This window comes from Gymnodinialimonas sp. JB5-7, assembly GCF_055693405.1.
The window spans coordinates 2,882,663-2,908,652 of the sequence record NZ_JBVFUX010000012.1 but is presented as its reverse complement, the minus strand read 5'-3'; the positions used below and the strand labels follow the sequence as shown (position 1 = coordinate 2,908,652).

General features: G+C 60.8%; 20 protein-coding genes and 2 pseudogenes. 10 read left to right on the top strand and 12 right to left on the bottom strand.

The annotated features are described in order from the left end of the window. The first annotated feature begins 98 nt into the window (after window positions 1-98). From ACZ1HK_RS23640 to ACZ1HK_RS23630, 3 genes are all read left to right on the top strand, one after another. Entirely contained in the window at window positions 99-1,265 is a 1,167-nt protein-coding gene (locus tag ACZ1HK_RS23640; protein WP_472630923.1) for a cytochrome P450, read from the top strand. A 72-nt stretch (window positions 1,266-1,337) separates the two neighbouring features. Beyond that, on the top strand, window positions 1,338-1,967 hold the full coding sequence (locus tag ACZ1HK_RS23635; RefSeq protein WP_472630751.1) for a tellurite resistance TerB family protein: 630 nt from the start codon (window positions 1,338-1,340) through the stop codon (window positions 1,965-1,967). A gap of 18 nt (window positions 1,968-1,985) precedes the next feature. Next, the gene (locus tag ACZ1HK_RS23630) at window positions 1,986-2,693 is read left to right on the top strand and encodes a M50 family metallopeptidase (protein ID WP_472630750.1); all 708 of its coding nucleotides are present in this window, start codon (window positions 1,986-1,988) and stop codon (window positions 2,691-2,693) included. Here the strand turns inward: ACZ1HK_RS23630 and ACZ1HK_RS23625 are convergent. The 3 genes and pseudogenes from ACZ1HK_RS23625 to ACZ1HK_RS23615 form a co-directional block, all read right to left on the bottom strand. Continuing rightward, on the bottom strand, window positions 2,678-3,466 hold the full coding sequence (locus tag ACZ1HK_RS23625; protein WP_472630749.1) for a hypothetical protein: 789 nt from the start codon (window positions 3,464-3,466) through the stop codon (window positions 2,678-2,680). The two genes, ACZ1HK_RS23630 and ACZ1HK_RS23625, sit on opposite strands and share 16 nt — an antisense overlap. Before the next feature lie 2 nt (window positions 3,467-3,468). After that, a pseudogene (gene uvrA / locus ACZ1HK_RS23620) lies at window positions 3,469-6,342 on the bottom strand (excinuclease ABC subunit UvrA). A gap of 73 nt (window positions 6,343-6,415) precedes the next feature. Next, a complete protein-coding gene (locus tag ACZ1HK_RS23615) occupies window positions 6,416-7,477 on the bottom strand; it encodes an MFS transporter (RefSeq protein WP_472630748.1) in 1,062 nt (353 codons plus the stop codon). A gap of 200 nt (window positions 7,478-7,677) precedes the next feature. On the opposite strand from ACZ1HK_RS23615, the gene ACZ1HK_RS23610 reads away from it, so the two are divergent. From ACZ1HK_RS23610 to ACZ1HK_RS23600, 3 genes are all read left to right on the top strand, one after another. After that, window positions 7,678-8,742 (top strand): vWA domain-containing protein, encoded by a 1,065-nt coding sequence (locus ACZ1HK_RS23610; protein WP_472630747.1) that lies wholly within the window; start codon window positions 7,678-7,680, stop codon window positions 8,740-8,742. Continuing rightward, window positions 8,736-9,935 (top strand): hypothetical protein, encoded by a 1,200-nt coding sequence (locus tag ACZ1HK_RS23605; protein WP_472630746.1) that lies wholly within the window; start codon window positions 8,736-8,738, stop codon window positions 9,933-9,935. The genes ACZ1HK_RS23610 and ACZ1HK_RS23605 overlap by 7 nt, the downstream gene beginning before the upstream one ends. A 124-nt stretch (window positions 9,936-10,059) precedes the next feature. Then, window positions 10,060-12,018 (top strand): hypothetical protein, encoded by a 1,959-nt coding sequence (locus tag ACZ1HK_RS23600; RefSeq protein ID WP_472630745.1) that lies wholly within the window; start codon window positions 10,060-10,062, stop codon window positions 12,016-12,018. 135 nt (window positions 12,019-12,153) lie between these two features. Here ACZ1HK_RS23600 and lpdA read toward each other — a convergent pair whose 3' ends face one another. From lpdA to ACZ1HK_RS23565, 7 genes and pseudogenes are all read right to left on the bottom strand, one after another. Next, window positions 12,154-13,551, bottom strand: coding sequence for a dihydrolipoyl dehydrogenase (gene lpdA / locus ACZ1HK_RS23595; protein ID WP_472630744.1), 1,398 nt, complete (start codon window positions 13,549-13,551; stop codon window positions 12,154-12,156). A gap of 161 nt (window positions 13,552-13,712) precedes the next feature. Next, complete coding sequence (locus ACZ1HK_RS23590) at window positions 13,713-14,285, bottom strand: DUF924 family protein (protein WP_472630743.1); 573 nt, start codon at window positions 14,283-14,285, stop codon at window positions 13,713-13,715. After that, window positions 14,282-15,583 carry an MFS transporter gene (locus ACZ1HK_RS23585; protein ID WP_472630742.1) on the bottom strand — a complete coding sequence of 434 codons (1,302 nt, stop codon included), beginning with the start codon at window positions 15,581-15,583 and terminating at the stop codon, window positions 14,282-14,284. Before ACZ1HK_RS23585 ends, ACZ1HK_RS23590 begins: the two co-directional genes overlap by 4 nt. A gap of 63 nt (window positions 15,584-15,646) precedes the next feature. After that, window positions 15,647-16,701, bottom strand: a pseudogene (gene queA, locus ACZ1HK_RS23580) (tRNA preQ1(34) S-adenosylmethionine ribosyltransferase-isomerase QueA). Window positions 16,702-16,707: 6 nt separating this feature from the next. Next, window positions 16,708-17,334, bottom strand: a complete 627-nt coding sequence (locus ACZ1HK_RS23575; RefSeq protein ID WP_472630741.1) for a hypothetical protein — start codon at window positions 17,332-17,334, stop codon at window positions 16,708-16,710. Continuing rightward, window positions 17,331-19,523 carry a YhdP family protein gene (locus ACZ1HK_RS23570; RefSeq protein WP_472630740.1) on the bottom strand — a complete coding sequence of 731 codons (2,193 nt, stop codon included), beginning with the start codon at window positions 19,521-19,523 and terminating at the stop codon, window positions 17,331-17,333. Before ACZ1HK_RS23570 ends, ACZ1HK_RS23575 begins: the two co-directional genes overlap by 4 nt. After that, window positions 19,486-19,779 (bottom strand): hypothetical protein, encoded by a 294-nt coding sequence (locus ACZ1HK_RS23565; protein ID WP_472630739.1) that lies wholly within the window; start codon window positions 19,777-19,779, stop codon window positions 19,486-19,488. Before ACZ1HK_RS23565 ends, ACZ1HK_RS23570 begins: the two co-directional genes overlap by 38 nt. A 338-nt stretch (window positions 19,780-20,117) precedes the next feature. Here ACZ1HK_RS23565 and ACZ1HK_RS23560 point away from each other — a divergent pair, with 338 nt between their 5' ends. The 4 genes from ACZ1HK_RS23560 (at window position 20,118) to ACZ1HK_RS23545 (ending at window position 23,609) form a co-directional block, all read left to right on the top strand. Beyond that, window positions 20,118-20,579, top strand: coding sequence for a peroxiredoxin (locus ACZ1HK_RS23560; protein ID WP_472630738.1), 462 nt, complete (start codon window positions 20,118-20,120; stop codon window positions 20,577-20,579). A gap of 71 nt (window positions 20,580-20,650) precedes the next feature. Then, a complete protein-coding gene (locus ACZ1HK_RS23555; protein ID WP_472630737.1) occupies window positions 20,651-21,466 on the top strand; it encodes a ferritin-like domain-containing protein in 816 nt (271 codons plus the stop codon). A gap of 201 nt (window positions 21,467-21,667) precedes the next feature. Then, window positions 21,668-23,005, top strand: coding sequence for a DUF5930 domain-containing protein (locus ACZ1HK_RS23550; protein WP_472630736.1), 1,338 nt, complete (start codon window positions 21,668-21,670; stop codon window positions 23,003-23,005). Further along, complete coding sequence (locus ACZ1HK_RS23545; protein WP_472630735.1) at window positions 22,995-23,609, top strand: bactofilin family protein; 615 nt, start codon at window positions 22,995-22,997, stop codon at window positions 23,607-23,609. Before ACZ1HK_RS23550 ends, ACZ1HK_RS23545 begins: the two co-directional genes overlap by 11 nt. A gap of 54 nt (window positions 23,610-23,663) precedes the next feature. On the opposite strand, the gene ACZ1HK_RS23540 is transcribed toward ACZ1HK_RS23545, so the two are convergent. Beyond that, window positions 23,664-24,482: a DUF2189 domain-containing protein gene (locus ACZ1HK_RS23540; RefSeq protein ID WP_472630734.1), complete on the bottom strand. Its 819-nt coding sequence runs from the start codon at window positions 24,480-24,482 to the stop codon at window positions 23,664-23,666. 34 nt (window positions 24,483-24,516) lie between these two features. Next, window positions 24,517-25,914 carry an amidase gene (locus ACZ1HK_RS23535; RefSeq protein ID WP_472630733.1) on the bottom strand — a complete coding sequence of 466 codons (1,398 nt, stop codon included), beginning with the start codon at window positions 25,912-25,914 and terminating at the stop codon, window positions 24,517-24,519. Window positions 25,915-25,990: the final 76 nt, after the last annotated feature.

The window sequence follows — 25,990 nt, the reverse complement described above, 5'->3', positions numbered from 1 at the left end:
CGCGCCCGGCCCGCTCCAGGCGCGCGTGACCAGTTCTGGGTGCGCCCCGCCCATCTTGGTTCCATGAAAATGCCCGCCGGAGGCATCTGACCTTGCCACTGCAGACCCTTCACCAGCCGCCGACAGAACCCAGGTTCGTCCAGAACCCCTACCCGTTCTACGCCCGCGCCCGCACTGCCGGGCCGCTCTTCCATTGGGCTGACTACGACCTGATCTGCACCACAAGACACGACCTCACCAACGCCATCCTCCGCGATCGCCGCTTTGGCCGGGAACCCGTCGAACAGCTCCCCATCCCCGACCACCTCAAACCCTTCTACGCCGTCGAAGCCCATTCCATGCTGGAGCTTGAACCGCCCCGCCACACCCGCCTGCGCCGCCTCGTCCTGCACGCCTTCACCTCCCGCCGCATCAAGGCCCTCGCGCCGGAGATCACCCAACTTACGCACGACCTGATTGATCGTTTCCCCTCCGGCGAACACGACCTGCTGGAAACGTTCTGCCGCCCGATCCCAGTCATCATCATCGCCCGCCTTCTGGGCGTGCCAGAGGGCATGGCAGATGAGCTTCTCAAATGGTCGAACGCCATGGTCATGATGTATCAGGCCGGGCGCACCCACGCCGATGAAGACGCCGCCGTGCAAGCAACGGAAGAGTTCGTGACTTTCCTCCGGGACTACATCGACCGGAAACGCCAAAGCCCTGCCGATGATCTGATCTCTGCCCTCATCACCGCCGAAGAAAATGGCGAAAAACTGTCCACCGACGAGTTGATCTCAACCTGCATCCTGCTTCTGAATGCCGGACACGAGGCGACGGTTCATTCCCTCGGCAACGCGATCCGCCTCTGCCTTCGCGACGGCCATCTTCCCTCTGCCGAGCCTGCTCCGTTCGTCGAGGAAATGCTGCGCATCGACCCGCCGCTCCACATGTTCACCCGCTTTGCCTATGAAGATGTGACCTATGAGGGCCATACCTTCCAGCGCGGGGATCAAGTGGGTCTTTTGCTGGCCGCAGCCAACCACGATCCCAGCGTCTACCCTGACCCCACATCCTTTGACCCGGCGCGGCAGGGTCCTGCGAACCTCGCCTTCGGCGCGGGCCTGCATTTCTGCGTCGGCGCGCCCCTTGCCCGCCTCGAACTCGGCATCGCACTGCCGACGCTGTTTTCCCGCTGCCCACAGCTTCGCGCCGCAGCCCCGTCACATTACGCCGACATCTACCATTTTCACGGGCTCCAGGCCTTGCCGGTGACGGCAGGATAACCCGCCTTCCCAAAGTCCCTTGCGCCTGCAACGGTACCGGCACGACCGGACACACGTTACAGGAGACGACGCATGATCCTCATCTGGGGCACCAAAGGCCGCACATCTGCCGCTGGCGAAGGGGAGTTTTACTGCCCTGATTGCAGCACACGCCACAACTACACCCTGCAAGAGGTCAAACGCTGGTTCACCTTCTTCTTCATTCCGATCTTCCCGATGGGCAAGCTTGGTGAATATGTCGAATGCAACACCTGCAAGGCGACCTACAACGAACGGGTCCTGCAAATGGACCCAGAGCGTGCGCGCGCCGAATTTGAAGCCGCCTTCTCTGTCGCCGCCAAACGCGTGATGTTCAAAATGGCGCTCGCCGATGGCGATATTGACGAGGCCGAGATCACGCAGATCACCCAGGCTTTCTCCAACATCGCCAAGCGCGAGATCAGCGAAGGTGACATTGCGGCCGAGCTTGAGGCGGCGCGCGCCGACACCTCCTCCATCGCCGACTACTTGCGCGCCGTGGCACCGGGCCTCAATGACACCGGCAAAGAGCTTGTGATGCGCTCCGCCATCGCGGTGGCCAAGGCCGACGGCCATGTCGATGATAGCGAAGTCGCTGAACTGCACGCGCTGGTCCCGGCCCTCGACTTGCCGCGCCCCTACGCCAATGGCATCTTCGCCGAAGAGGGCCTGCGCCCGATTTAGATCGGAAAGGTCAAGGGCTTGGGCGACACACCACTTTTCACACTCCCCGGCCCCTGGCGCATCCCAATCCAATTCGACGTCAGCATCATCATCCTCGCCGTGCTGTTCGGGCTCCTCTACATGGATCGCAGCCTCTCGGCCGGCGCGCTCGCGTTTTCCATGATTGTCGTGGCGATCCTGCTGCACGAGCTTGGGCATGCTGCGGCCTGCGTTGTGCAGGGCGTGCCGGTAACGCGCGTTGTGCTGTTCGGTGGTGGCGGCTTTTGTGAGTTCACAGGCTCCGTCACACCCCGCCAACAGGAATTCATTGCCATCGCCGGGCCAATGGTGAACCTCGTCCTCTGGGCCGTCGCGACATTGGCCGCCCCGTTGTTCGAGCCGTCGGCGCCTGCACCCATCGACGTCAGCGGCTTTTCAATTCAGCCACCTACCCCGCCGTCCCGTATGGAAGTCGGGTTGGAGATGTTTGCTAACCTCAACCTGTTCCTAGCGCTGTTCAACCTGATCCCTGTCTTGCCGCTGGATGGCGGTCAGTTGCTGAATTCCTGGCTGCACCGTTTCATGCGCGCTATCACAGCGAACAAGGTGTCCGGCGCGGTCGGCGTCGTCTTGTCGATCCTCTGGGTCCCTCTGATGTTTGCCGCGTTTTTCACTTTCGGCTTCGTGCTGATCTTCTACCCCGCGCTCCGCCATCACTGGCGCCTGATGTGCTATGGGGTCGCCTGAACGCTCTGCGCGCGCAGAAACGCCGTGGCCACCAGCGCGGTATAGGCAAAAGCCAGCAGCATGAAGACCGTCTGCCAATCCAGCAGCAAAATCGCCAAGACCCACCTTGGCACACCGGGTTCCGGCGTGCCGAACGCGGCACTTCCCAAGGCCGTCACGCCCACCCAGGCCAACAGCCCCAAAATTTGGGCGATCAAGCCCACGAACAGGATCAGAACCGCCATCGCCAACGCCTTGCGCCACCCGGGCAGCACCGCTCCCGGTTCGGCCATGGCTTGAGACATTCGAGGTTGAAAGCGCGCCAGAAGGACCAAAACACCAGCAACAACGGCCGCTCGAACAAAAGCGTCGGCCATGGGATCAGCGACCGGCACCAGAGCAAAATAGGCCGCGTTAAACAACAAGACCGACAGGGCCAGCCAAAGCCACCCAGCGACCCGCCCGATAGCGGCCAGCGTGAGCTTCTGGCCGATGCCGGACAAAGCGCGCCACCAGATGGCATAGGTAAGCGGACCCAGAACCAGCACCTTAACCGCCAGAACCAGCCGCATCGTCTCAGGATGTCCGAAAAACCAAACAATGTGCTGGATCAGGAGTGGGTCACCCCGCGTTTCGGGATCAAAGAAGGTTGTAGCGGCAAGGGTCAGGTGGCCGATCAGGCCCACGCCGATCACCAACGCCAAGGGCAATCCGATCAGTAAAACACTCGCCAGAAAAGCTGCACCCGGATGTCGGAGCGGCGACAGGCAGGCCTGACCCAATGCGCGCAGCATGTCTATTCAGCAGCGTGTTTGCGCGGCTTGAGCATCGGGGCAAGGTAGTGTCCCGTATGGCTTTCCGCGACCTCGGCCACCTGTTCCGGCGTCCCTTCGGCCACGATCATACCGCCGCCATCACCGCCCTCGGGGCCAATGTCGATGATATGATCAGCGGTCTTAACCACATCGAGGTTGTGTTCAATCACCACCACCGTGTTGCCCTGATCCACCAGCTCGTGGAGCACCTCCAACAGCTTGCGCACATCCTCAAAATGCAGCCCCGTTGTCGGCTCATCAAGGATATAGAGCGTGCGCCCGGTCGATCGTTTCGCCAGCTCTTTCGACAGCTTTACTCGCTGCGCCTCACCACCTGACAAGGTCGTCGCCTGTTGGCCCACTTTGATGTAGCCCAGACCCACCCGCATCAGCGCATCCATCTTCTCACGGATGCTCGGCACGGCCTTGAAGAAGGTCTGCGCATCTTCAACCGTCATATCGAGAACGTCGGCTATGCTTTTGCCTTTGAACTGAATTTCCAAAGTCTCACGATTATAGCGCGCCCCCTTGCAGGTCTCGCATTGCACATAGACGTCCGGCAGGAAGTGCATTTCTATCTTGATGACACCATCGCCCTGACAGGCCTCGCACCGCCCGCCTTTCACGTTGAACGAGAACCGCCCCGGCTTGTAGCCCCGCGCCTTCGCCTCGGGCAGACCCGCAAACCAATCGCGAATGGGCGTGAAGGCCCCCGTGTATGTCGCCGGGTTCGACCGCGGCGTCCGCCCAATGGGGCGCTGGTCGATGTCGATCACCTTATCGAGGTGTTCCAGACCCCTTGATCGTCTCACACGGAGCGGGCGTCTGCCGCGCCCCGTTTAGCTTCATGGACGCCGTCTTGAACAGAGTCTCGATCGTTAACGTCGACTTGCCGCCACCGGATACCCCCGTCACGCAGACAAACTTGCCCAACGGGAAGTCCGCCGTGACGTTCTGCAAGTTGTTGCCGGTCGCTTTGACCACGCTGACCTTCTTCTTGTTGCCCTTGCGCCGTTCGCTCGGCACCGCAATCTCGCGCCGCCCGGCCAGGTAGTCACCGGTGACGGAGCCTTGCGTGGCAATCAATTCCTCCACAGTTCCCTGCGCGACAATCTCACCGCCATGCACACCTGCACCGGGGCCGATATCGAACACGTAATCCGCCTCGCGGATCGCCTCTTCGTCATGCTCGACGACGATCACCGTATTGCCCTGGTCGCGCAGGTTCTTGAGCGTCGTCAGCAAGCGGTCATTGTCGCGTTGGTGCAAGCCAATCGACGGCTCGTCGAGGACATAGAGCACACCTGTCAGTCCAGAGCCAATCTGCGACTGGCCAATCTGATCCGCTGTGACTCGCCGCCTGACAATGTCCCGGCATTCCGGCTCAGCGTAAGATATTGAAGCCCCACGTTATTCAGGAACCCCAAGCGCTCCCGGATCTCCTTCAAGATCGCCCGCGCGATCTCATTTTTCTGGACCGTCAAGGCGTCGGGCACCGTCTCACACCAGGCAAGCGCCTCGGCAATCGACATCTGCACCACCTGCCCGACATGGCGCAGCGCGTCCGGCTTGCCAATCTTCACCGCCAACGCTTCCTGCCGCAGGCGATAACCGTCACAAACGCCACAGGGGCGATTGTTCTGGAACCGCTCGAATTCCTCCCGGATCCACGCGCTATCCGTCTCACGGTACCGGCGTTCCATATTCGGGATCACGCCCTCAAACGTACGCTCAACCTGGTAAACGCGCCCGCCTTCGTCGTAGCGAAACTTGATCTCTTCCTCGCCCGACCCGCGCAGGAACACGTTCTGAATCGCCTCGGGCAACTTCTTCCAAGGCGTCTTGGCGTCAAATCCGTAGTGCTTCGCTATCGCCTCAATCGTCTGCACGAAGTACGGCGATTTCCCCTTCCGCCACGGCGCAATCGCTCCGTCTTCCAGCGACAACGTTACATCCGGCACCATCAGACCCGGATCGAAATACAGCTCATGCCCCAGGCCATCGCAGGCCGGGCAGGCCCCAAACGGCGCGTTGAACGAAAACAAGCGCGGTTCGATCTCCGGGATCGTGAAACCGCTCTCCGGACAGGCGAAATTCTCGGAAAAGGTGAAGCGCTCCGGATCACCTTCCTTCGGCGCTGTCTCCAGTATGGCGATGCCGTCCGCCAGATCCAGCGCGGTGCGGAACGAGTCCGCCAAACGCGTCTCCGTCCCTTCACGCACGACAATCCGGTCTACGACCACGTCGATGTCATGGCGGAATTTCTTGTCCAAAGTCGGTGGGCTATCCAGATCGTGGAACTCGCCATCAACTTTGACCCGTTGAAAGCCTTGCTTGCGCAGTTCCAGAAATTCTTTGCGATACTCGCCCTTTCGGTCTCGTACGATGGGGGCCAACAGATAGGCGCGCGTCCCCTCCTCCATCGCCATCACCCGGTCGACCATGTCTTGAACCTGCTGCGCCTCAATCGGCTTGCCAGTGGTGGGGCTGTACGGTGTGCCGACGCGCGCAAAAAGAAGACGCATATAGTCGTAAATTTCGGTCACAGTGCCCACGGTGGACCGTGGGTTCTTTGACGTCGTTTTCTGCTCTATCGAAATCGCGGGGCTTAGACCCGCAATATGATCGACATCAGGTTTCTCCATCATATCAAGGAATTGTCGGGCATAAGCGCTGAGCGATTCAACGTAGCGCCGCTGACCTTCGGCGTAGATCGTATCAAACGCGAGCGAGGATTTGCCCGACCCTGAAAGCCCCGTCACCACCACCAGCTGGTCGCGCGGGATATCAAGGTCGATGTTCTTCAGGTTGTGCTCGCGCGCGCCGCGGACTTCGATCTGCTTCAGCTCTGGCATCAGGGCCCCCATTCACCAACGCTTAAGACATAGGGGAGAGGTCCCGAGTCTCCAACCAAAAAAGAAGAACGTTTCAAGAACGTGCACGTGTATAGGCAAGTCCGGTGACAAGCGCTGCCAATAGGCAGACAGAAATCGCCACCGGGAAATAAGCGCCGACGGCGAGCGCCGCAAAAATCGGGGTCCCGCTGAAGGTGCCGATGTTCCCCAGTTGGGCAAGCGCGCCGTTGGCAAGGGCGCGATCATCGTCGGCCGCGTTCAACCATGGCACGGCTGCAAATCCCGCGCCCGCAACGACGCCACTGACGGCCATGGCCACGATCAGTACATAAGGTGCAGCATCTCCTGCCACCATCGTGAGGGCAAACAAGGCTGCCATGGCCAGAAACATGGTCCAGACCAGCGTTCCGGGTGAAATCCATCGAGCAAGCAGTCCCGCCGCAAAAGAGCCCGCGATACCCGCGAGTGGCAGGATCGGCGCAAGCCAAAGCGCGCCAAGAATTTCTGGCAAGAAGGTGATCAGCGCCAGGAACAGACCGGCGTAAATACCATGGCCCAGTCCCGGCGCGAACAACCGCGGGTTGGTGTAAATCAACAGATGGTCCGAAAGGCGCGGCATCGCGCGACGCACCGCGACGACGCCCTTGGGCAGCATCACCCAAAGTGTCGCAAAAAGGATCGCCGCCATAGCTGCGTGGGTTGCATAGGCGAGGTGAACGCTCTCTCCGATCAGAAGCGCAGCCAAGGCAAATCCGACGCCGAAGAACGTTGCCCATAGCCCCATCACCATGGCCCGGTCCCTGTCGGCCGACAGGGCCGCCATCAGGGTTGGGACTGCAACAACAAGGATCAGATGGCCTGCGCCCTCCATAACACGCAGGATCATGAAAATGGGAAAGGGCGGAAGGATCGCGCCAAGCCCGCCCACGATGGCCGAGGCCGCCAACGCCCAAAGGATCGCGCGTCGTGGCCCGACACTGGCCGTGATCCCGCCTGCCATGACACCGAACAGAATACCCACCACCGCGACGCCTGATACGGCAAAGGCCACGGGCCAACCGGGATAAACGCCTGCAAGTCCTTCAAGCGTCAGCGATACTTTCGAAAATTGCGCCCCCGCCAGAAGGCCGGCCACGTAAAGCGCCGCTATGAGCGGCCAAGGGGTGCTTACGGTTGGCATAGGTAAAAGGCATGATCTGTTTCAAAGGGGGCGTCAATGACGCGGAAAAAGTCGGGAAAACCAGTCTTTGCGGATCGCCCGGAACACGTTAGCGTGAGGGTTAACGGTCGGATTCTGCCCGATCTTCTGCCCCTATTGTCTGAGATGGAAATTTGATGATGCGCGCCTTTGTCCTCGCCCTTTTGACGATTGTAATGCTGCCCCTGGCTGCTTTGGCCCAATCGATCGATCGCCCAAACACGATCCTCGTGCTCGACGGCTCCGGCTCCATGTGGGGGCAAATTGACGGCGTGAACAAGATCGTCATCGCGCGCAACGTGATCGCGGATTTGTTGGCGGATATGGCAGATGACGTCTCGCTCGGTCTAACGGTTTATGGCCATCGGGAACGTGGGTCTTGCGGCGATATCGAGACCATCGTCGAACCAGCGCCCTTCACCCAGGATCGCATTCTGGAGGCTGTGAATTCCATCAACCCCCGTGGCCGCACGCCCATGACCGACGCGGTCATCGCAGCCGCGCAATCCCTGCGCCACACCGAAGAGGCCGCGACCGTGATCCTGGTCTCGGACGGGATCGAGAACTGTAACCCCGACCCCTGCGCCATTGCGTCCGAGCTTGAGGCCGCAGGCGTTGCGTTCACCGCCCATGTCATCGGCTTCGATGTTGCGTCCGAGCCTGAGGCCCGCGCGCAGATGCAATGCATCGCCGACAATACCGGCGGCCAATTCCTGACCGCCGACAACGCAGCTGAACTTTCTGCCGCGTTGGAGCAGGTCGTCGTCGCCGCCCAACCCACGCCCATGCGGATCGAGGCGCAGGTCCTGCCGCAAGGCAACCTCCCCACCCGCCCCGTCACCTGGACCCTGCTGGGTGCAGACGGCGATGTGCTCAGCACTGGCGTTCAGGCCCCTGCCCTTGATGTCGAACTTTTCCCGGGCCGCTACATCGCCCAAGCCACCCGGACAGAGCCCGATGGCCCGCAAACCTACCAGGCAGGCTTTGACGTGATCGAAGGTCAGACCGACCTGATCATCGTCGCCATGCCTCCGATTATCGAGACCAGCTCCATCACCTTCACTGCCCGGGTTGAGCCCGACATGTCCGTGCCGGCCTCCCCCTCAACTGGACCCTGCAAGATGCCACCGGCACCATTCTGCTTGGCCCCGTGCAGGCGCCAGCGGGCAACGTCGCCCTCCTGCCTGGTGACTACTTGCTGACCGTTGAACGCGTCAGCCAGGGCACCACGCACGAGGCGCGCTTCACAGTCGAGCCCAATACGCCGCAACAAGTGATCGTGCCCCTGCCCGCCTTGATGGTCGACGTGAACCTGATCGCACGCATCGGCGATGTCGGAGGCCTGCCCGTCACTGATCCAGTGGTCTGGGAGATCACTCCGCTTGACCCTGCCCCCACCATCGCCACGACGAACCCTTCCACCGTCCAGCTTGGCCGCGGCGCATACCGCGTCACCGGCTACTGGACCGTGCAGGAAATCGAGGCCACGGCTGATTTCGTCGTCGTTGACCAGCCCCGCGACATTGTTGTCGTCTTCGACGAACCCGCCGTCACGGCCACCCTGACAGCTCCGGCCACAGCAGCCGTAGCCGCTGATATCGAAGTTGGCATTCAAGGCCCGTTTGATCAGGGCGATTACCTGATCATTCGCCACCCCGACACGGACCTCCTGATCAGTACTGAACTGATCTCCGGCCCCCTCGAAACCCTCCGCATGCCCGCAGAGCCCGGCACCTACGACATCACCTACCGCCCGAATGGCGGTAACGGGGATCCCATCGGCTCGGTCTCGATCGAGATCACCGATGTGCCAACCACCCTTGATGCGCCCGCTGAAGTCGGCATCGGCGAACCCTTCGACGTGGCATGGACAGGACCGGGCTACCAGCAGGACCGCATCGCCATCGTTCCCGTTGGCGAACGCGCGCTCCGTTCCAGCGGCGGCTCACTCGGGGTTAACGCCGAAAGCCCGCGCGAGCTGACGGCGCCCACCGAACCGGGCGAATATGAACTGCACTACGTCCTGCGCGTTGATGAGCGCGTCATGGCCACCCGCCCGATTCTCGTGGCAGAGGTGCAGGCCACCGTCACCGCACCGCAATCCGCGCCCGCTGGATCACGGATCGAGGTCGGCTGGTCCGGGCCGGAACAACAATATGACTTCATCGGCATTCGCGCGCCTGATGCCGAAGGCTATCACCGGTTCGCCAATTCCACCCGCGTGGATACGGGCAACCCGGTGGACCTGCTGATGCCCGTCACCCCCGGTACCTATGTGATCGAATACATTCTGAACGAAGATCGCATCCCTCTGGCTGACTGCGAATATCGAGGTCACGCCTGTCGCCGCAACAATCACCGCACAGCCCTCGGCCTCGGCTGGCGAAACCATTGAGATCGGCTTTACAGGGCCGGAATATCGCGGCGATTTCATCGCTGTCCGCGCGCCCGACAGCGAAGGATATCATCGCTTCGTCAACACGGTCGCGGTCGATCGCGGAAACCCCGCTCGGCTGGACATGCCGACGGAACCGGGCACGTACCTGATCGAGTATATCGAGGGGCAGGATCGCACAGCGCTGGCCGCATCGGAAATCGTGATCTCAGCCGTTTCGGCCACGATCACGGCACCTGCCTCAGCCGCCGCCGGGCAAACGCTCGAAATCGGCTTCACCGGACCCGAATATGATGGTGACTTCATCTCTGTCCGCGCGCCAGACAGCGAAGGATATCATCGCTTCGTCAACACCGTGGCCGTCGACCGGGGCAACCCGGCCCGCCTCGACATGCCGTCTGAGCCTGGCACCTACCTGATCGAATATATCGAAGGGCAGGATCGAACCGCGCTGGCCGCCTCAGAAATCGTGATCGCCGCCGTTTCGGCCACAATCACGGCACCCGCCTCGGCCGCCGCCGGGCAAAGGCTCGAGATCGGCTTCACTGGCCCGGAATATGACGGTGACTTCATCTCCGTTCGTGCGCCGGATAGCGAGGGCTACCACCGCTTCGTCAACACCATCGCAGTCGACCGCGGCAACCCGGCACGGCTGCTCATGCCATCCGAACCGGGCACCTATGTGATCGAATATATCGAAGGGCAGGACCGCACGGCCTTGGCCGTTTCGCAAATCGTCATCAATGCCGTCTCGGCCACGATCACCGCACCCGCGAACGCGAATGTGGGCGACACCATCGAGATTGGTTGGACCGGCCCGGACTATGACAATGACTTCATTGCCATCCGTCGTCCCTACAGTGAGGGCTATCATCGCTTTGAGGAAAGCGTCCGCACCAACCGGGGCAACCCGTCTCGCCTTCAGGTTCCGACCGAACCTGGCACCTACCTGATCGAGTATATCGAGGGGCAGGACCGCACGCCGCTGGCCGTGTCCGAGCTTGTCGTCGCCGAAAGCGAAGCTGGTCTGACCCTTCCTGCAACTGCAACTGCGGGTACCACGATTGAAGTCGGCTGGGTTGGCCCAGATGCTGATCGCGATTTTATCGGCATTGGCCGCGAAGGGGCGACCGGTGGCGACCAGTGGGAGAATTACGAACGCACCAGCGAGGGCAATCCCGTCCGTCTTTTGGTTCCGACTGAACCGGGCACCTATCTGGTTCAGTATTTCCTGGGACAGGACAATTCCGTCCTGACCTCTGCATCGCTAACCGTCACGCCGGTCCAGGCCAGCTTGACCGTGCCGGCAACGGCAGTGGCAGGGCAAACGATTGAGATTGGTTGGACCGGGCCAGATTATGACCGCGATTTCATCGGCATCGGACTCCCCGGCGCGACCGGTGGTGGTCAGTGGGAAAACTACGAACGTACGACCGAAGGCAACCCACTGCGTTTGCAAGTGCCGCCCACACCCGGCAGCTACGTGGTCCAGTACTTCCTCGGCCAAGACAATGTCAGCATTGCCTCCGCCGCGGTCACGGTGACGCCGGTCGAGGCCAGCCTGACCGTGCCTGCAACTGCGGTGGCAGGCGAAACCATCGAGATCGGTTGGACGGGTCCGGATTATGAGCGGGACTTCATCGGCATCGGTGCTGCTGGTGCCACCGACGGTCGCCAGTGGGAGAATTACGAACGGACCGAAAGCGGCAACCCGCTGCGCCTTCAAGTCCCACCGCGCCCCGGCACCTATGAGGTCACGTACTTCCTTGGCCAGGATAATGTCGAGGTCGCTGTGGCCACCATCCAGGTCAGCGCGGCCACCGCCACGCTTACGGCCCCGGCATCGGCTGCGGCTGGGTCGACCATCGAAGTTGCGTGGACCGGCCCGGGATATGCCCGCGATTTCATCGGCATCGGCCCTACCGGGGCCACGGATGGCGGGCAGTGGCAGGTCTATGAATATGTCGAGGCCGGGAACCCGATGTCCCTTACCCTGCCCGAGACACCGGGCAGCTACGTGATCCAGTACTTCCTCAGCCAGGACAACACGCCCATCGCCTCGGTGCCGCTCACGGTGCAGTAAGGGCGATCTGCGCAAAACGAGAAACGGGCGCTGCATTCCCGCAGCGCCCTTTTTCATTCTTATACTATAACCCGTTTTTCGTTATTTTCCAAACACATGACCCCCCTTATCACGCGTGATAAGGGGGGATTTGGTTCAGATATGGATCACCCGGTCATAGGCGTCGAGTACGCTTTCATGCATCATTTCGCTCAGCGTCGGGTGCGGGAAGACCGTCTCCATCAGGTCCTCTTCCGTGGTCTCCAGCTTCTGGCCGACGACATAGCCCTGGATCAGTTCCGTCACCTCGGCACCGATCATATGCGCGCCCAATAGCTCGCCGGTTTTCTCGTCGAAGACCGTCTTGATCATCCCCTCCGGCTCACCCAAAGCGATGGCCTTGCCGTTTCCGATGAACGGGAAGCGCCCGACCTTGACCTTGTAGCCTTTCTCCTTGGCTTTCGCTTCGCTAAGTCCAACCGAGGCCACCTGAGGATGACAATACGTACAGCCCGCAATGCTCTCCGGCTTGATCGGATGGACATTGTTCTTGCCGGAAATCAACTCCGCCACCATCACACCCTCATGGCTGGCCTTGTGCGCCAACCAAGGCGCGCCCGCGATATCACCGATGGCATAAAGCCCCTCAACACCCGTGCGGCAGAATTGATCCGTGACGACGTGCGTCCTGTCGATCTTCACCCCCAACGCCTCAAGACCAAGGTTCTCCACGTTGCCAACGATCCCAACAGCCGAGATCACGGTGTCGAACTCCTGCGTTTCAACCTTCCCGCCAATCTCGATATGGGCTGTCACCTTGTCCGCCGCGCGATCGAGCTTTTTGACCATCGCCTTTTGCAGGATCTTCATCCCCTGCTTCTCAAACGACTTCTTGGCGAAGGCGGAGATTTCTTCATCCTCAACCGGCAACACCCGGTCCATGACTTCCACCACAGTCGTGTCCGCCCCTAGCGTGTTGTAGAAGCTGGCAAACTCGATGCCGATGGCACCTGATCCAATCACCAGCAGCTTCTTCGGCATATGCGGCGGCGTCAGCGCGGCCTTGTAGGTCCACACACGCTTGCCATCAGCCTCCAGCCCCGGCAATTCGCGCGCCCGCGCGCCGGTGGCCAAGATGATGTTCTTGGCGGTCAGCTCCTCGGTGCCCTTGTCGGTCTTGACCGAGACCTTGCCTTTGGCGGGGATTGTCGCCTCGCCCATGATGGTCGTGACTTTGTTCTTCTTCATCAGGTGCGCGACGCCGCCCGACAACTGCTTGGCCACCTTGCGCGAGCGATCGACCACGGCATTCAGATCGTAGCCAATGCCATCCGCTTTCAGGCCGAATTCCTTGGCCCGGTGCATCAGGTGAAACACTTCCGACGACCGCAGCATGGCTTTGGTCGGGATGCAGCCCCAGTTCAGGCAGATGCCGCCCATATGCTCCCGCTCAACAATGGCCGTCTTGAGCCCCAACTGACTGGCACGGATCGCGGCCACATAGCCGCCGGGTCCTGCGCCGATCACAATAACGTCGAAATTCTGTGCAGCCATTGGGTCGTTCCTTCCGGCAAATCCATTTTGAAGCGTTTGTTCAACGTTAAACTATCTCAGATGGCACGACAATTGACGCTAGGTCGCAGGCCGGGTTGCGCCCAGTGCAAGGCTTGTTCGGCTTTGGGACCGCTTAGTCGGCAAAGCCGTGCGGAACATGCCTATTTCTCTGCGCCTTCAATCTCGCGCAGGATTGCGCCATAGCCGCCATCATCAATGAAGGCTTGTTCTTCCGGCGTCATATCCCGATCCAACGGACCGTTGCGATAAGGGAACCGGCCAAAGCGCGCAATAATCTCGCGGTGAACCCGAGCGTGGAGGGCATTGTTTCCTTCTTCCATCCGGTTTTCCATGAGGTCGATACAGATGTCCTGATGGGCCATCTCCTCGGAATGCATGAAGGGCATGTAGACGAATTGGCGCATCGGCTCTGCGATCTGGCGATCCCAGCCGTTTGCGATCATCTGGCCGGACACGTCCAGCGCAGCGGCATCTGTTTCATATGCGCGCGGATCATCGCGAAACATGTTGCGCGGAAACTGATCGAGAAGGATCACTAGGCCAAGGGCGCCCTCGGCATCAACGGCCCAGTCTCGCAGACCACCGCCCTGAGCTGCCTGCCAGGCTCCGCCGAACTGATCCCGGATGCTTTGATCGAACGCCTCGTCTTTCGCATACCACTTTTCCGGGCCAGCGCCCTGCCAAAAGGCAACAACGTCGCTCGCGCTGGTCACAGATGTGTCTCCTCTTCGGTTTCGTCTCCGCCACCTTCAGCCATTTCTTCTGCGGCTTCGATGTAGAGCTCCTGCGCCGTTTCAACTGCCACTGCAGACGCAGCGCCGGGCATAATATTGGCGTAGGGAACACTATCGTAATTGTCTTCTTCGACATAGGCCGACTGGCGCTGCGTCATACGGTAGACGCCGTAGACAGCCACACCACCAAGCACGAAGGCAAGGAAAAGCCAAAATCCGCCCGGGCCGATCTGACCCATCAAAAGGCCCATGATGGGCGGTCCAGAGATAGCCCCAATGCCATTGACAAAAAGCATGCCACCGGAGGCTGCCGGCATATCTTCCACGGCGAGGTAGTCGTTCAGATATGCCAGCAGCAATGCGTAAAGAGGTTGTGCCAAGCCGCCCGAAAGTGCGGCTATGACAAGAAGCGCAAGATAGCTGTCGGCCAGAAAGACACCGGCCAAGGCCACCCCGGCCCCGATGGCCGCGGCCCCAATGATCAATGAGCGTCGGTCCATCCGGTCTGACATCCACCCAATTGGATATTGAAGCACGATTGCGCCAACAAAAAACGACGAGATAAACACCGACAACTGCCCGAGGCTCAGCCCCACTTCGGTTGCATAGACCGGGGCCATTGCGAATTGCCCGGCGAAAACCCCACCCATGAACAACATACCGACAACTGCGAATGGCGAGGCATCGTAGACCTGCCTCAGCGACATGGGGCGCGTGGCCTCAATGGCCGGGGTCGGCACAGCAGACAGCAAAATGGGTGCGAAACTGAGTGACACGAGGATCGAAGGGATGATGAACAGGATCCAGCCAGACGGATCGCCCGCCGCCAATATACCCTGTCCCGCCACCAGGCCCATCATTTGCATCAGCATATAAGCAGACAGTGATTGTCCGCGGGTCTCGTTTGTGGCCGAGTTGTTCAGCCAGCTTTCCGCTGTGACGTAAACGCCGGACAGACAGAACCCCAACCCAACGCGCAAAAGCATCCAAGCCCAGGCCTCGGTCACGATGGGATAGGTGATCACAATCGCGGAGATAAAAGACCCCAGCGCGGCAAAGACCCGTACGTGGCCAACCGATGAAATGAACTTGGGCGCCATGCGTGAACCGCCCAAGAACCCCACGAAATACGCGGAGCCGATCAGCGACAGCTCAAAAGTCGAAAACCCCTCGATCGCGCCGCGCACACCCATCAAGGTGCCTTGCAGACCATTGCCGATCTGCAAAAGAAACATCCCAAGAAGGAGTGCCCAGGCCGTGCGGATAACTGTGAACATCTGGGCCTCCCGTGTTGGCCAAGTGAAGCGCCCCGTGTGCCACGGGCCGAGACCGCGCGTCTGTCAGATTCGCGACGGGATTAGCAAGGAAGCGTCGCCGTAGGAGAAAAAGCGATAATCGTTTGCGACAGCGTGGTCGTAAACGGACCGGATCGTGTCTTGCCCCATTAAGGCTGCGACCAGCATCAGCAGGGTCGATTTGGGCAGGTGGAAGTTCGTCATCAGCGCGTCGGTTATCTTCCACTGGTAGCCGGGGTAGATGAAAATCTCGGTCGTGCCTTCGAATGCCTGCATTGTCCCGTCATCCAGCGCGGCACTTTCGATAAGCCGCAAGGCCGTCGTGCCGACCGGAATGATCCGCCCACCGGCCGCGCGGGTAGCATTCATCTCAGCCGCTGCCTTTTCGCGTACCTCGCCCCATTCGGCATGCATCTTGTGGGTGGTGACATCGTCGACCTTGACCGGCAGGAAGGTTCCCGCGCCGACGTGCAATGTGACAAACGTCACATCAACGCCGCGCGCACGGACGGCATCCATCAAGGCCTCATCAAAATGCAAGCTTGCCGTTGGCGCTGCGACTGCGCCAGCGCGCTTGGCCCAGATTGTCTGATAGTCATCCTTGTCCCGTTCATCCGGGGCCCGTTTGCCGGCAATATATGGCGGCAAAGGCATGGCGCCGGCGGCGTTCAACGCCGCGTCAAAATCTTCGCCCTTCAGATTGAAGCGAAGGTGAAGACCTTCATCCATCGCATGAACAATCGCCTCCAATTCATTGCTGAATATGATTTTCTCGCCGATTTTGAGTTTGCGCATGGGCTTGCCAAGGGCGCTCCAGCTGCCATCGGCTTGCGGTTCCAGCAACGTGACTTCGATCTTGGCGCGCACCTCATCCGCGGCCGTCATTCGTGGGCGTTCCCCGTCAGGCGCGCAGGGATGACGCGGGTGTCATTCAGGATCAGTCTGTCGCCAGGTCGCAGAATGTCTGGAAGGTCGGTCACAACCTTGTCCGCAATCGTCGCGCCCTCTGCCAACAGCAGTTTCGCCGACGACCTGGGTTGGGCGGGGCGCGTGGCGATCAGCCGTTCGGGTAGATCGAAATCGAAATCGTCCAGTTTCATGCAGGCTTACTCACTGAAGTCAGGAGGCGGGGCGCGGAAAATCTCTCGGAAGATACCAGGCGTCAGGATCGAGAGCGGATTGACAGAAACGCGCGTATCGTCGGCATTCCCGATGACGCGGTAGTTGAACCCGAAAAGCCCCTCACGTCGTGGCGCGAAGAGCGCGCCAAACAGACCATTCACGATGTAGAAAGGTGATACGACGCCCTGCATCTCGTACCGTTCGGATGCAACGTCGTAGACGCCGTCCATCGAAATCCCCATGGCGGGGCCGACGGCGGCGCCTTCGGTTACGGTAATTTGGTCTGGGGTCACACGGAAGCGGGCATTGACCTCGCCCATGTTGATGCCCTCGCCACCAAGTTGCTCAAGCAAACCGACGACAGAGATAAGGTTTAGGATCTCCGCCATGACAGGCGCGTCACGCAAGCGCGGGCTGTCGATGGTGAGTTGCCCGTCGTATTGCCCTTGCTCTGGACGCGCCGCAAGGATCAGGTCGAACGGGCCGCCGTGAATGTTTGTGATGATATTGGCCGCCCGCAAAACGGCCCCGCCATCCGCGGATTGCATCCGGACAGACGGCCCGTTCGGACTTGGCACAAGTTGACCGTTCACTGCTACAGCGTCGTTCACACGCCCCTGAAATCGCCACTCATTGTGGCGCCGTTCAGGTCCGCGCGCAGCCCGGTTAACGCAATGCCAGCCGTGATCTGCATCCGGTCGAGCGAGATATCGAGGGGACCGATATCTCCGCTCGAAGAACCGCCAGTGCTGGCTAGTGACGGCATCGTGCGAAAATCCAGCGTGCCGCCCGAAATCTCAATCGCAGGCGCCTGCGCACCACGCCCGATCAGACCGCCGCGTACATCCAGCCAGCTGCCGAGCCGAAACTGCCCGGCGGACAAGCGGTTGAGGAAGCCATCATCGGTGAAACTGATCGCGCCATCCATGGTAAGACCCGCACCTTGCAGCGCGATCTGGCGCACCTCCGGATTGCCGCCCAAGCGAATGTCGGCGCTGAAGGTGCCGGTCTGTCCTTCTGACAATCGCCACGCGAGAGGTGGGATCGCCAAACCAATGCCGTCCAGATCGGAGCGGACTTGCATCGTTGCGGCCCCGTTGGCCCGCAAGAAGACCGTTAGGTCAGCCGCCCCCTGCCCTGACATCAGCCAATCGGGAAGCGCCACGCCAAAGGCCGCAAGCGACTGCCTGTTCAACGTTGCGCGCGCCTGGACCAGACTGCCGGGATCAGCGTCTGCCGCCAACCGGACGGACCATTGCCCACTGACCGGCACTCCATCGAGGGCGGCACGACCCCCAATCGCAAGCTCTTCGGGATTCATCCGTATGGTCATGCGATCCGAAACAAGCGTGCGGTCGGGGACCAGCTCAGTCGCGCGGAAGCCGGTCACAACCCCATCGACATCGATATCAAGCCCGTCCAGGCCAGCATCGGCATCACGCTCCACAAGATGCGTGGCCAGTTGAACGCGGGCACTGATTTGCCCAGTTCCAATCTCTTCCGCGGCGTACCCACTGGTTTCGAGCACGGCGAACGGCGGCCCGGCGAGAACGTGCATCACATCCGTCAAATCGCCCGCGATAGAAAGATCGAACGCGGCAAGGGGGCCTGGGACCGAAACATCCTCGATCACCATGTGTGAGCCGGCTAGTCCCGCGCCGCCCGCCTGCTCTTCCGCAAAGACAGTGCCCGCATCGAGGCCCACGACAAGGCGCGTATCCTGCAAACTCAGGAAACCAGATGCATCCCGAATGGGCGGACCGGCGGGCAAGGCGCGAATATCGGCCGCAAGAAAATCGAAGGACAATTCAAGCCGATCGGCGGTCTCTGGCGTGCGACGAAAGGCGAAATCCACCCCTTCAGTGCGGCCTGCGATCATCCGCTCCGTGACCCACCAACGGGTGTTGGGGATGGCCTGACGCGGCCAATAGGCAAGGATCGTCTCAAGATCGGCTTCGGCGAGCTGCGCGTTGAGTGCAAGGCTCAGCCCTTCGGGCGCCGCGGTTAGGGTGCCATCAACCATCGCGCGTAGATCGCCATCATAGACAACGGCCCGGCCAATCTCGGCCACGACCGTTTCGCCAAGCGACAGTCGGAGATCTATGGCGGCGCCGTCGATATCGAGCGGAGCGTCAAACAGCCCGTCCGGATCGGCGGCAATGTTGCTGAGCGTGAACTGCCCCGTGTAGTGCGAACCATCCGGTGCGACATCCGCATGGCCACTGCCGGTGAAGGACAGCTGTTGGGAGGCCAGCATAACATCCTGAAGGATGGCCCGGCGCGCCGCAGGGTCATAGGTGATCCGCGCTGTCATCGCGTCGAATGGCGTCGGCTCTTCCTGCCCCGGCAAGCTCAACACGCCCGCTGCGATCTGCAGCTGGCCGTCGACCGCGCCGAGCGTCCCATCATCGGCCATCGTTGCAGAAAGCGCCCCTTCGATGGGGGCCCGCATCAGATCAAGCCAGCCAAGCGCAGGACTGCTGGCCGCGAGGTCGCGGGCTGCAAGATTTTCAAATTCCATCGAAACTTCGGTTTCGCCTGCACGCGCGTTGCGGATCAGCGCAATATCAATGACTGCATCGCGGCTACCGGCCAACCGACCCCCGACCGAAAGGGCAAGGCTCCCTCGTTGCCGCTCCAATCGCATAACGGCTTCGTGCAGCCTCAGGTCACGACCGACCAGATCATCGGTCAGACTGACCTCCATCCCCTCGCCGCGCACTTCCTGCAGTTGGGAAAAAACGGGCGCTGAGAACATTTGATCAAGGCGCGACAATGTGTCGACAATGCTCACTGTCACCAGACCCGGCACCAGCCGCCTCAGTGTCTGCCGCGCCGCCAAAATCCAGATCGAGCTGCCCGTCCGCGCTGCGACGCAGGTTGAGCCCTGCATCTGTGACGACGATCCGGCGCACACGCATCTGGCCAGCCAGCAGCGGGCCGGGCGCGACACGGACGCGCAAACCGGGAAAGGCTGCGCGCAACTCCCCTTCCGGCGTGGTGACGGCAACGTCCCGAAACTCGAATGCTGGCGCGCGCCCCTTGTGGCAGGGCAAGCACCATATCACCGACGCTCACATCGCCAATCGTCATCGCATCGTTGATGCGCGCTTCAATCCGGCTTTGAATGCTGTCCGGCAGCGCCATCGGCGCCACAAATAATCGAAGCCAGAGTGCCCCGATCGGCAACAGCAACACGAACAAAGCCACAAACAGCGCGCGGAGCCATAACCGCCGCCGTGGCCTGAGGTTCTTGGGTTGGGTGGCTTCGGTCTGCTCCATCCGCGCGCGCGGCCCTACCATCCGTTGTTGAGTTACCCTTTAATCTGTCTGCAAACCGCCTAGCTTGCAATTCCGACCGGCACCAGTGCCGCGCAGAAAAAAGGATACGCCCATGCCCGTTGTTGGTGACACCGCCCCAGATTTCGACCTTCCACGCGACGGCGGGGGCTCAATCAGTCTGTCGTCCCTGCGCCCAAAGAATGTGGTCCTCTATTTCTACCCACGCGATGACACACCGGGCTGCACAAAAGAAGCAATCGCCTTTACCGGACTTGGGGCAGAGTTCGATGCTGCAAACACGCAAGTCATCGGAATTTCCAAAGACACCGTCGCCAAGCATGAGAAATTCATCGCGAAGCACGAATTGGGTGTCGCACTGGCCTCAGACGCGGAAAGCGATGTGTGTGAGCAATACAGCGTTTGGGTTGAGAAAAACATGTACGGCAAGAAATCCATGGGGATCGAGCGAGCGACGTTCCTGATCGATGGGACAGGCAGTGTTGTGCAGGTCTGGCGCAAGGTGAAGGTGCCAGGACATGCCGAGGCTGTGTTGGAAGCTGCAAGAGCGCTTTGATCGATGGCGGGGCGTCTAGAAGTCCCGCCTGCCTCCTTGACCGACGCGGCAACAAAGCAGAGACGAAGCCTATGAAACCTCTTGCCCAAATGGCCGACGATGTCTTGCGTACCGCAGGCGCGCGGGAAAAGACCGCGTTGTCTCGGGACTACGCGGCACAGTGGCAGGCTGCCCGGGTGGCCGGTGAGGTGCCAGATATTGGTACAGCGTCGCCACCGGATCAGCCCGCGCGCCCTGATGCGCCTGAGCTACTGGACCCCCGCGATGTCCCGCGCCGCAAACCGGGCTCCGCCGCCGGGCGCATGGCGATCCTGCATGCGGTGGCACATATCGAGTTGAATGCCGTGGACCTTCACTGGGACATCATCGCGCGTTTCAGCGCGACCCCGATGCCCATCGGTTTCTTTGACGACTGGGTGAAGGCCGCAGACGAAGAATCTAAGCATTTCAACTTGATGGCCGATTGCCTCAACGCCATGGGCAGCCAATATGGCGCGATGCCCGCCCATGCAGGGATGTGGCGCGCAGCGGAAGATACGGCGGACGATCTCATGGGGCGCTTGGCGGTTGTGCCCATGGTTCTGGAGGCGCGCGGGTTGGATGTGACGCCGTCGATGATCGCGACCTTCCAGAAGGCGAAAGATGATCCAGCGGCGGTTCAGGCAGTCGACGCCTTGAAGGTCATCTATGCGGAAGAGGTCCACCATGTCGCCTATGGGTCGAAATGGTTCCACTTCCTGTGTGGACGCCATGACATTGATCCGAAAGAAGCCTTTCACGGCCTTGTCGGGCGCTATTTCCACGGCGCTCTGAAGCCGCCGTTCAACGAAGAAAAACGTGCCGAGGCAGGCCTGCCGCCCGACTTCTACTGGCCATTGGCTGGTTGATTTTTCGCTCTGCTAGAAGAACGCCTGAGCGATCGGCGGATTTCCGCCAGATTTGCGCGCTTTTTTGGTGCCTTTTCCACACATTAAGATTACTATGTTGGCATGAAAGGCGGCGTAGCTTATCCCCAAGCACGCCGCAGCCGCCACTGGGGACAAGACGGTGGCGCGGATAAACACAAGGGGAAGCGAGGCGTAAGGACAGTGACATCTCGGCTTTTGAGTCGCGTGAATGCGGCGCTTGAACGGCATTTGCCAGAACAACGGCTCTTCCTGAAATCGGAAGAAGGAACGCGCTTTATCAGGCTGCGTCCCGTCACCCAGGCCAGCATGATCCTTGGATCTGCCGTGTTCGTTGGCTGGACGGTCATTGTGACCTCCATATTTCTTATTGATACCATCTCTGCGGGCAATGCCCGCGACCTCGCGCAGCGCGAGCAGGCGATGTTCCAGGACCGGCTGAATGCCATGGCATTGGAACGCGATGCCCGGGCGGCGGCGGCTGCGGCCGCGCAAGACCGCTTCGCGCTGGCGATGGACCAGGTTTCGGAAATGCAGACCCGCCTTCTCGATTCCGAGGAGCGGCGTCGCGAGTTGGAGACGGCCGTTGACGTCATCCAGGCCACATTGCGCCGGACCATCGATGAACGCGACGAGGCGCGCATCGCCGCCGCCGCCTTCCAGAATGAGCTTCAGGCCAATACCGGCACGGTGCAGACCGCTGCGGAACGGGAATGGGAACTGCAGCAAACGCTCGCCTTCCTCAGCGAAGCGCTTGAGCTGACGGCTGGTGAACGCGACGAAGGGCACTCGTTGATGGCGCAGGCCGTTGACGAGATCAACCGACTGAATTTCGAAGCGGCCCTGACGGAAGAACGTCAAAACCGCGTTTTCCGCCAATTGGAAGAAGCCGTCGCCGTCTCGATGGAACCGCTTGATGAAATGTTCAGCGCTGCCGGGCTTGATACCGATGACCTGATTGAAAGCGTGCGTCGTGGATATTCCGGCCAGGGCGGGCCTCTGACACCAATTATCTCGACGTCCGGCAGCGGCCCGGACCCCTTGTCGGATCGTGCCAACCAGCTGTTGCAGGAGCTTGACGAAATTAACCTTTGGCGCATTGCGGCTGAACGTTTGCCGTTCGGCAACCCGGTCAACGGTAGTTATCGCCAGACTTCGGGCTTCGGCCCGCGACGTGACCCGATCAACGGCGGCACCCGTATGCACAACGGCCTCGATTTCGCGGGCGCGCGCGGTACGCCAATTGTTGCCGGTGGCGCAGGCGTTGTCGAATTCGCTGGCCGTCAAAATGGCTACGGACTTACAGTTGAAATCAGGCACAGCAACGGTTTCATGACGCGCTACGCCCACATGAGCAGACTGCGGGTCAGCGAAGGGGAAAGGGTCTCGCGTGGCGAACTTATCGGTGATATGGGAACCACCGGTCGGAGCACGGGCGTGCATCTGCACTACGAAGTGCATCGCGATGGGACACGCGTAAATCCGATGACGTTCATAAGGGCAGGACGCAATGTTTTCTAAATCCAAGATCAACGAACCCGGACCCAAGCAGGGCGGCGCGTCCGATGGTTCCGACGGTGAAAGCCCCGCGGCGGGCACGACTTCTGGAGACACCATGAACAAATCCACATCCGCAGCATCTGGCGCCAAGTCGAAACCTCAGCCATCCATGCTGTCGTCCGACCTGACCATCGTGGGCAATCTGCGCACGACGGGTGATATCCAAGTGGAAGGCACCGTTCAGGGCGACATCCGCGCACATCTTCTTACAGTTGGCGAGAGCGCCAACATAGAGGGTGAGATCGTTGCCGACGATATCGTTGTCACGGGCCGCGTTGTCGGACGTGTGCGTGGCCTTAAGGTGCGCCTGACCTCGACCGCGCGCGTCGAAGGGGACATCATCCACAAGACGATCGCAATCGAGTCTGGTGCGCATTTCGAAGGCTCCGTTCAGCGTGCGGAAGATCCGCTGTCGACGGGTGCAAACAACGCAGCGCCACGCACGCCGATCACCACCGGCGGCAGCGCGTCGTCGTCTGTCGCTGAGGCCCCCTCTTCGCCATCAATCCCGCGCCCGGCCGCAGCCGGCCCAGTTCCTCAGCCTTCGGCAAAGTCCGACAGCTGAACCGAAGCGGATATGAATTCGAAAGAACCGGGCCAAGCGCCCGGTTTTTTTATGTCAGGTCGTAGCTACAACCGCGGGATCGTCTTCCCCTGTCACAGTGACCGAGCGGTAGAGGTGCCAAGAGGCATGGCCGAGGACCGGGAGAACAACCATCAAGCCAAGTAACCCCGGCACCATGGCCAAAAACGTCAGGGCGGCGATCGTAAAGGCCCAGACCAACATCGCCCTAGGGTTTTGTCGAACCACCGCTACGGATGTGATCATTGCCGTCACGAAATCAACTTCGCGGTCCAGCAACAGCGGCAGCGATACCACGGTCAACGTGAACAGCACGAAGGCGAAGACTGCCCCAAATGCGGCGCCAACCAGCAACATGGAAAGCCCCTCCGGTTCCAGAAGATAGGCATATGATGTGGTGACATTGGTCAGGGCCGACGGGCCCAGAAACAGCGCAAACAGCATATGAGCGAAGAAGGACCAAAACAGAAAGTAGACGATGATCACCCACGCCATCGTGGGCAATTGCCGGAGCCTCTGACGCCAAACAACGGCGAAGATGTCCGCTGCTTTCCAATCCTCAAGTCCCGCTTCGAGGCGCCGGGACACCTCGTAGAGGCCCACAGCCAGAAACGGCCCGATCAGGGGGAACCCGAATGTTAGCGGGATAGCCAGCCATTCAAGATGCGCCTGAAACAACATCCAATAGATCGTCCAACCGCCAACCACATAGACGGCGGCGAAGAACAGGCCGAATGCAGGTTTTCGACGAAAATCCTCTGCGCCCGCGCGCAGCACTGGCCAAAGATCAGGGACCTGCATGTCGCGAATGGACGGGGCGCCCTCGCCCACCGGATGGCTTGTCATATCTGACATGGCGCATGTTCCTCCCGCGAACAGTGTAGCGTGTTCAACCCTTGCGTGCAAAACGGCGCGGATCATGGCAGGCTCGCGAGCCAACCGCGCGCTCCCAAGCGCGACCGAGTGCAAGCAGCTTCGCGTCCGCTCCGTGGGGACCCAACATCTGAAGCCCGTGGGGCAAACCCGTGTCTGCGTGATGGCCCGCCGGCAAGGCGAGGGCCGGCACTCCGGCAAGGCTTGCTGGCACGACGACCTCCATCCATCGGTGATAGGTATCCATGTCCTGCCCCGCAATCGATCGGGGCCAATCCCATTCAGCCGGAAACGGCCATATCTGCGTCGAGGGGAGCATCAAGGCATCGTATCGCGAGAAAAGCTCGGACAAGATCGCCAGCCAGGTCCGGCGCTGCTCCAGCGCCGCTTCGACCGCGTCGCCCGTCATCGCAAAGCCGCGTTCGATTTCCCAGATTGCTTGGGCGTTCAACTGGCTCCGCTCCTCGTGCAAACGCCAATGCCCGCCCAGTTCCATCGCCACAACGAAAGATCGCAGCGTGGTCCAATTGTCCCAAATCATTTCCACCGGGGCGGGCAAGGAAACGGCGTCGATCTTCCAACCAAGATCTAACCCCACGCGCTCCAAAGTGGCAGCGCCCGCGTCGAGCAACCCCTGCTCCATGGGATAGGCGCCGCCACAATCGGCCAACCACCCAATCTTCGGAGCACGCAATTCGGCGTTTAAAGGACAATGACGCCCGTCTGACAGTGTGCCAAGCAAGGCCTCTAAGTCATCGACGGTTCGGGCCATGGGGCCATGGGTCGACAGCCGGTGCAGCAACGCCTTTTCGCCGGGTTCACCCGGTACCAGGCCGACACTTGGGCGTAAGCCGTACACGTCATTCCACGCTGCTGGGTTGCGGAGACTGCCCATCATGTCCGAGCCGTCGGCGACGCTTAGCATGCCAGTCGCCAACGCGGCCCCTGCCCCGCCTGATGAGCCGCCAGCTGTAAGGGAAAGATCGAACGGATTTCTCGTCACCCCAAAAACCGGATTGGTCGAGTGTGAGCCCAGTCCGAACTGCGGCACGTTGGTCTTGCCAATCACAAGCGCACCTGCAGCCTTCATGCGGCGCGCCAGACCATCATCTTCATCCGGGACGTTGTCCGCAAATAACGGGGAGCCAGACGTGGAGCGTAGCCCCTTGGTGGCCACCAAATCCTTGATCGCCACTGGGATGCCATGCAGCCACCCCTTGGGTGGCATAGCCTCTGCAAGGCGCGCTTCGCCCATCAGGGCCTCGCGGTCGCGCAAAGACACGATTGCGTTTACGTCGCTGTTTACCGCGTCAATCCGGGCAAGGGTCTCGCGCATCAGCTCAACAGGGGACAGATCGCGCTTCGCGATCAAACGTGCCAGATCACCAGCGCCAAGCGCCCACAGCTCCGCCATTCCAGGCCCTCCCTGCCTATCTTTGTTCCATGAAAATGCAAAAACCCAGGCTTGGCCACAGGCGATGCGGCCAGAA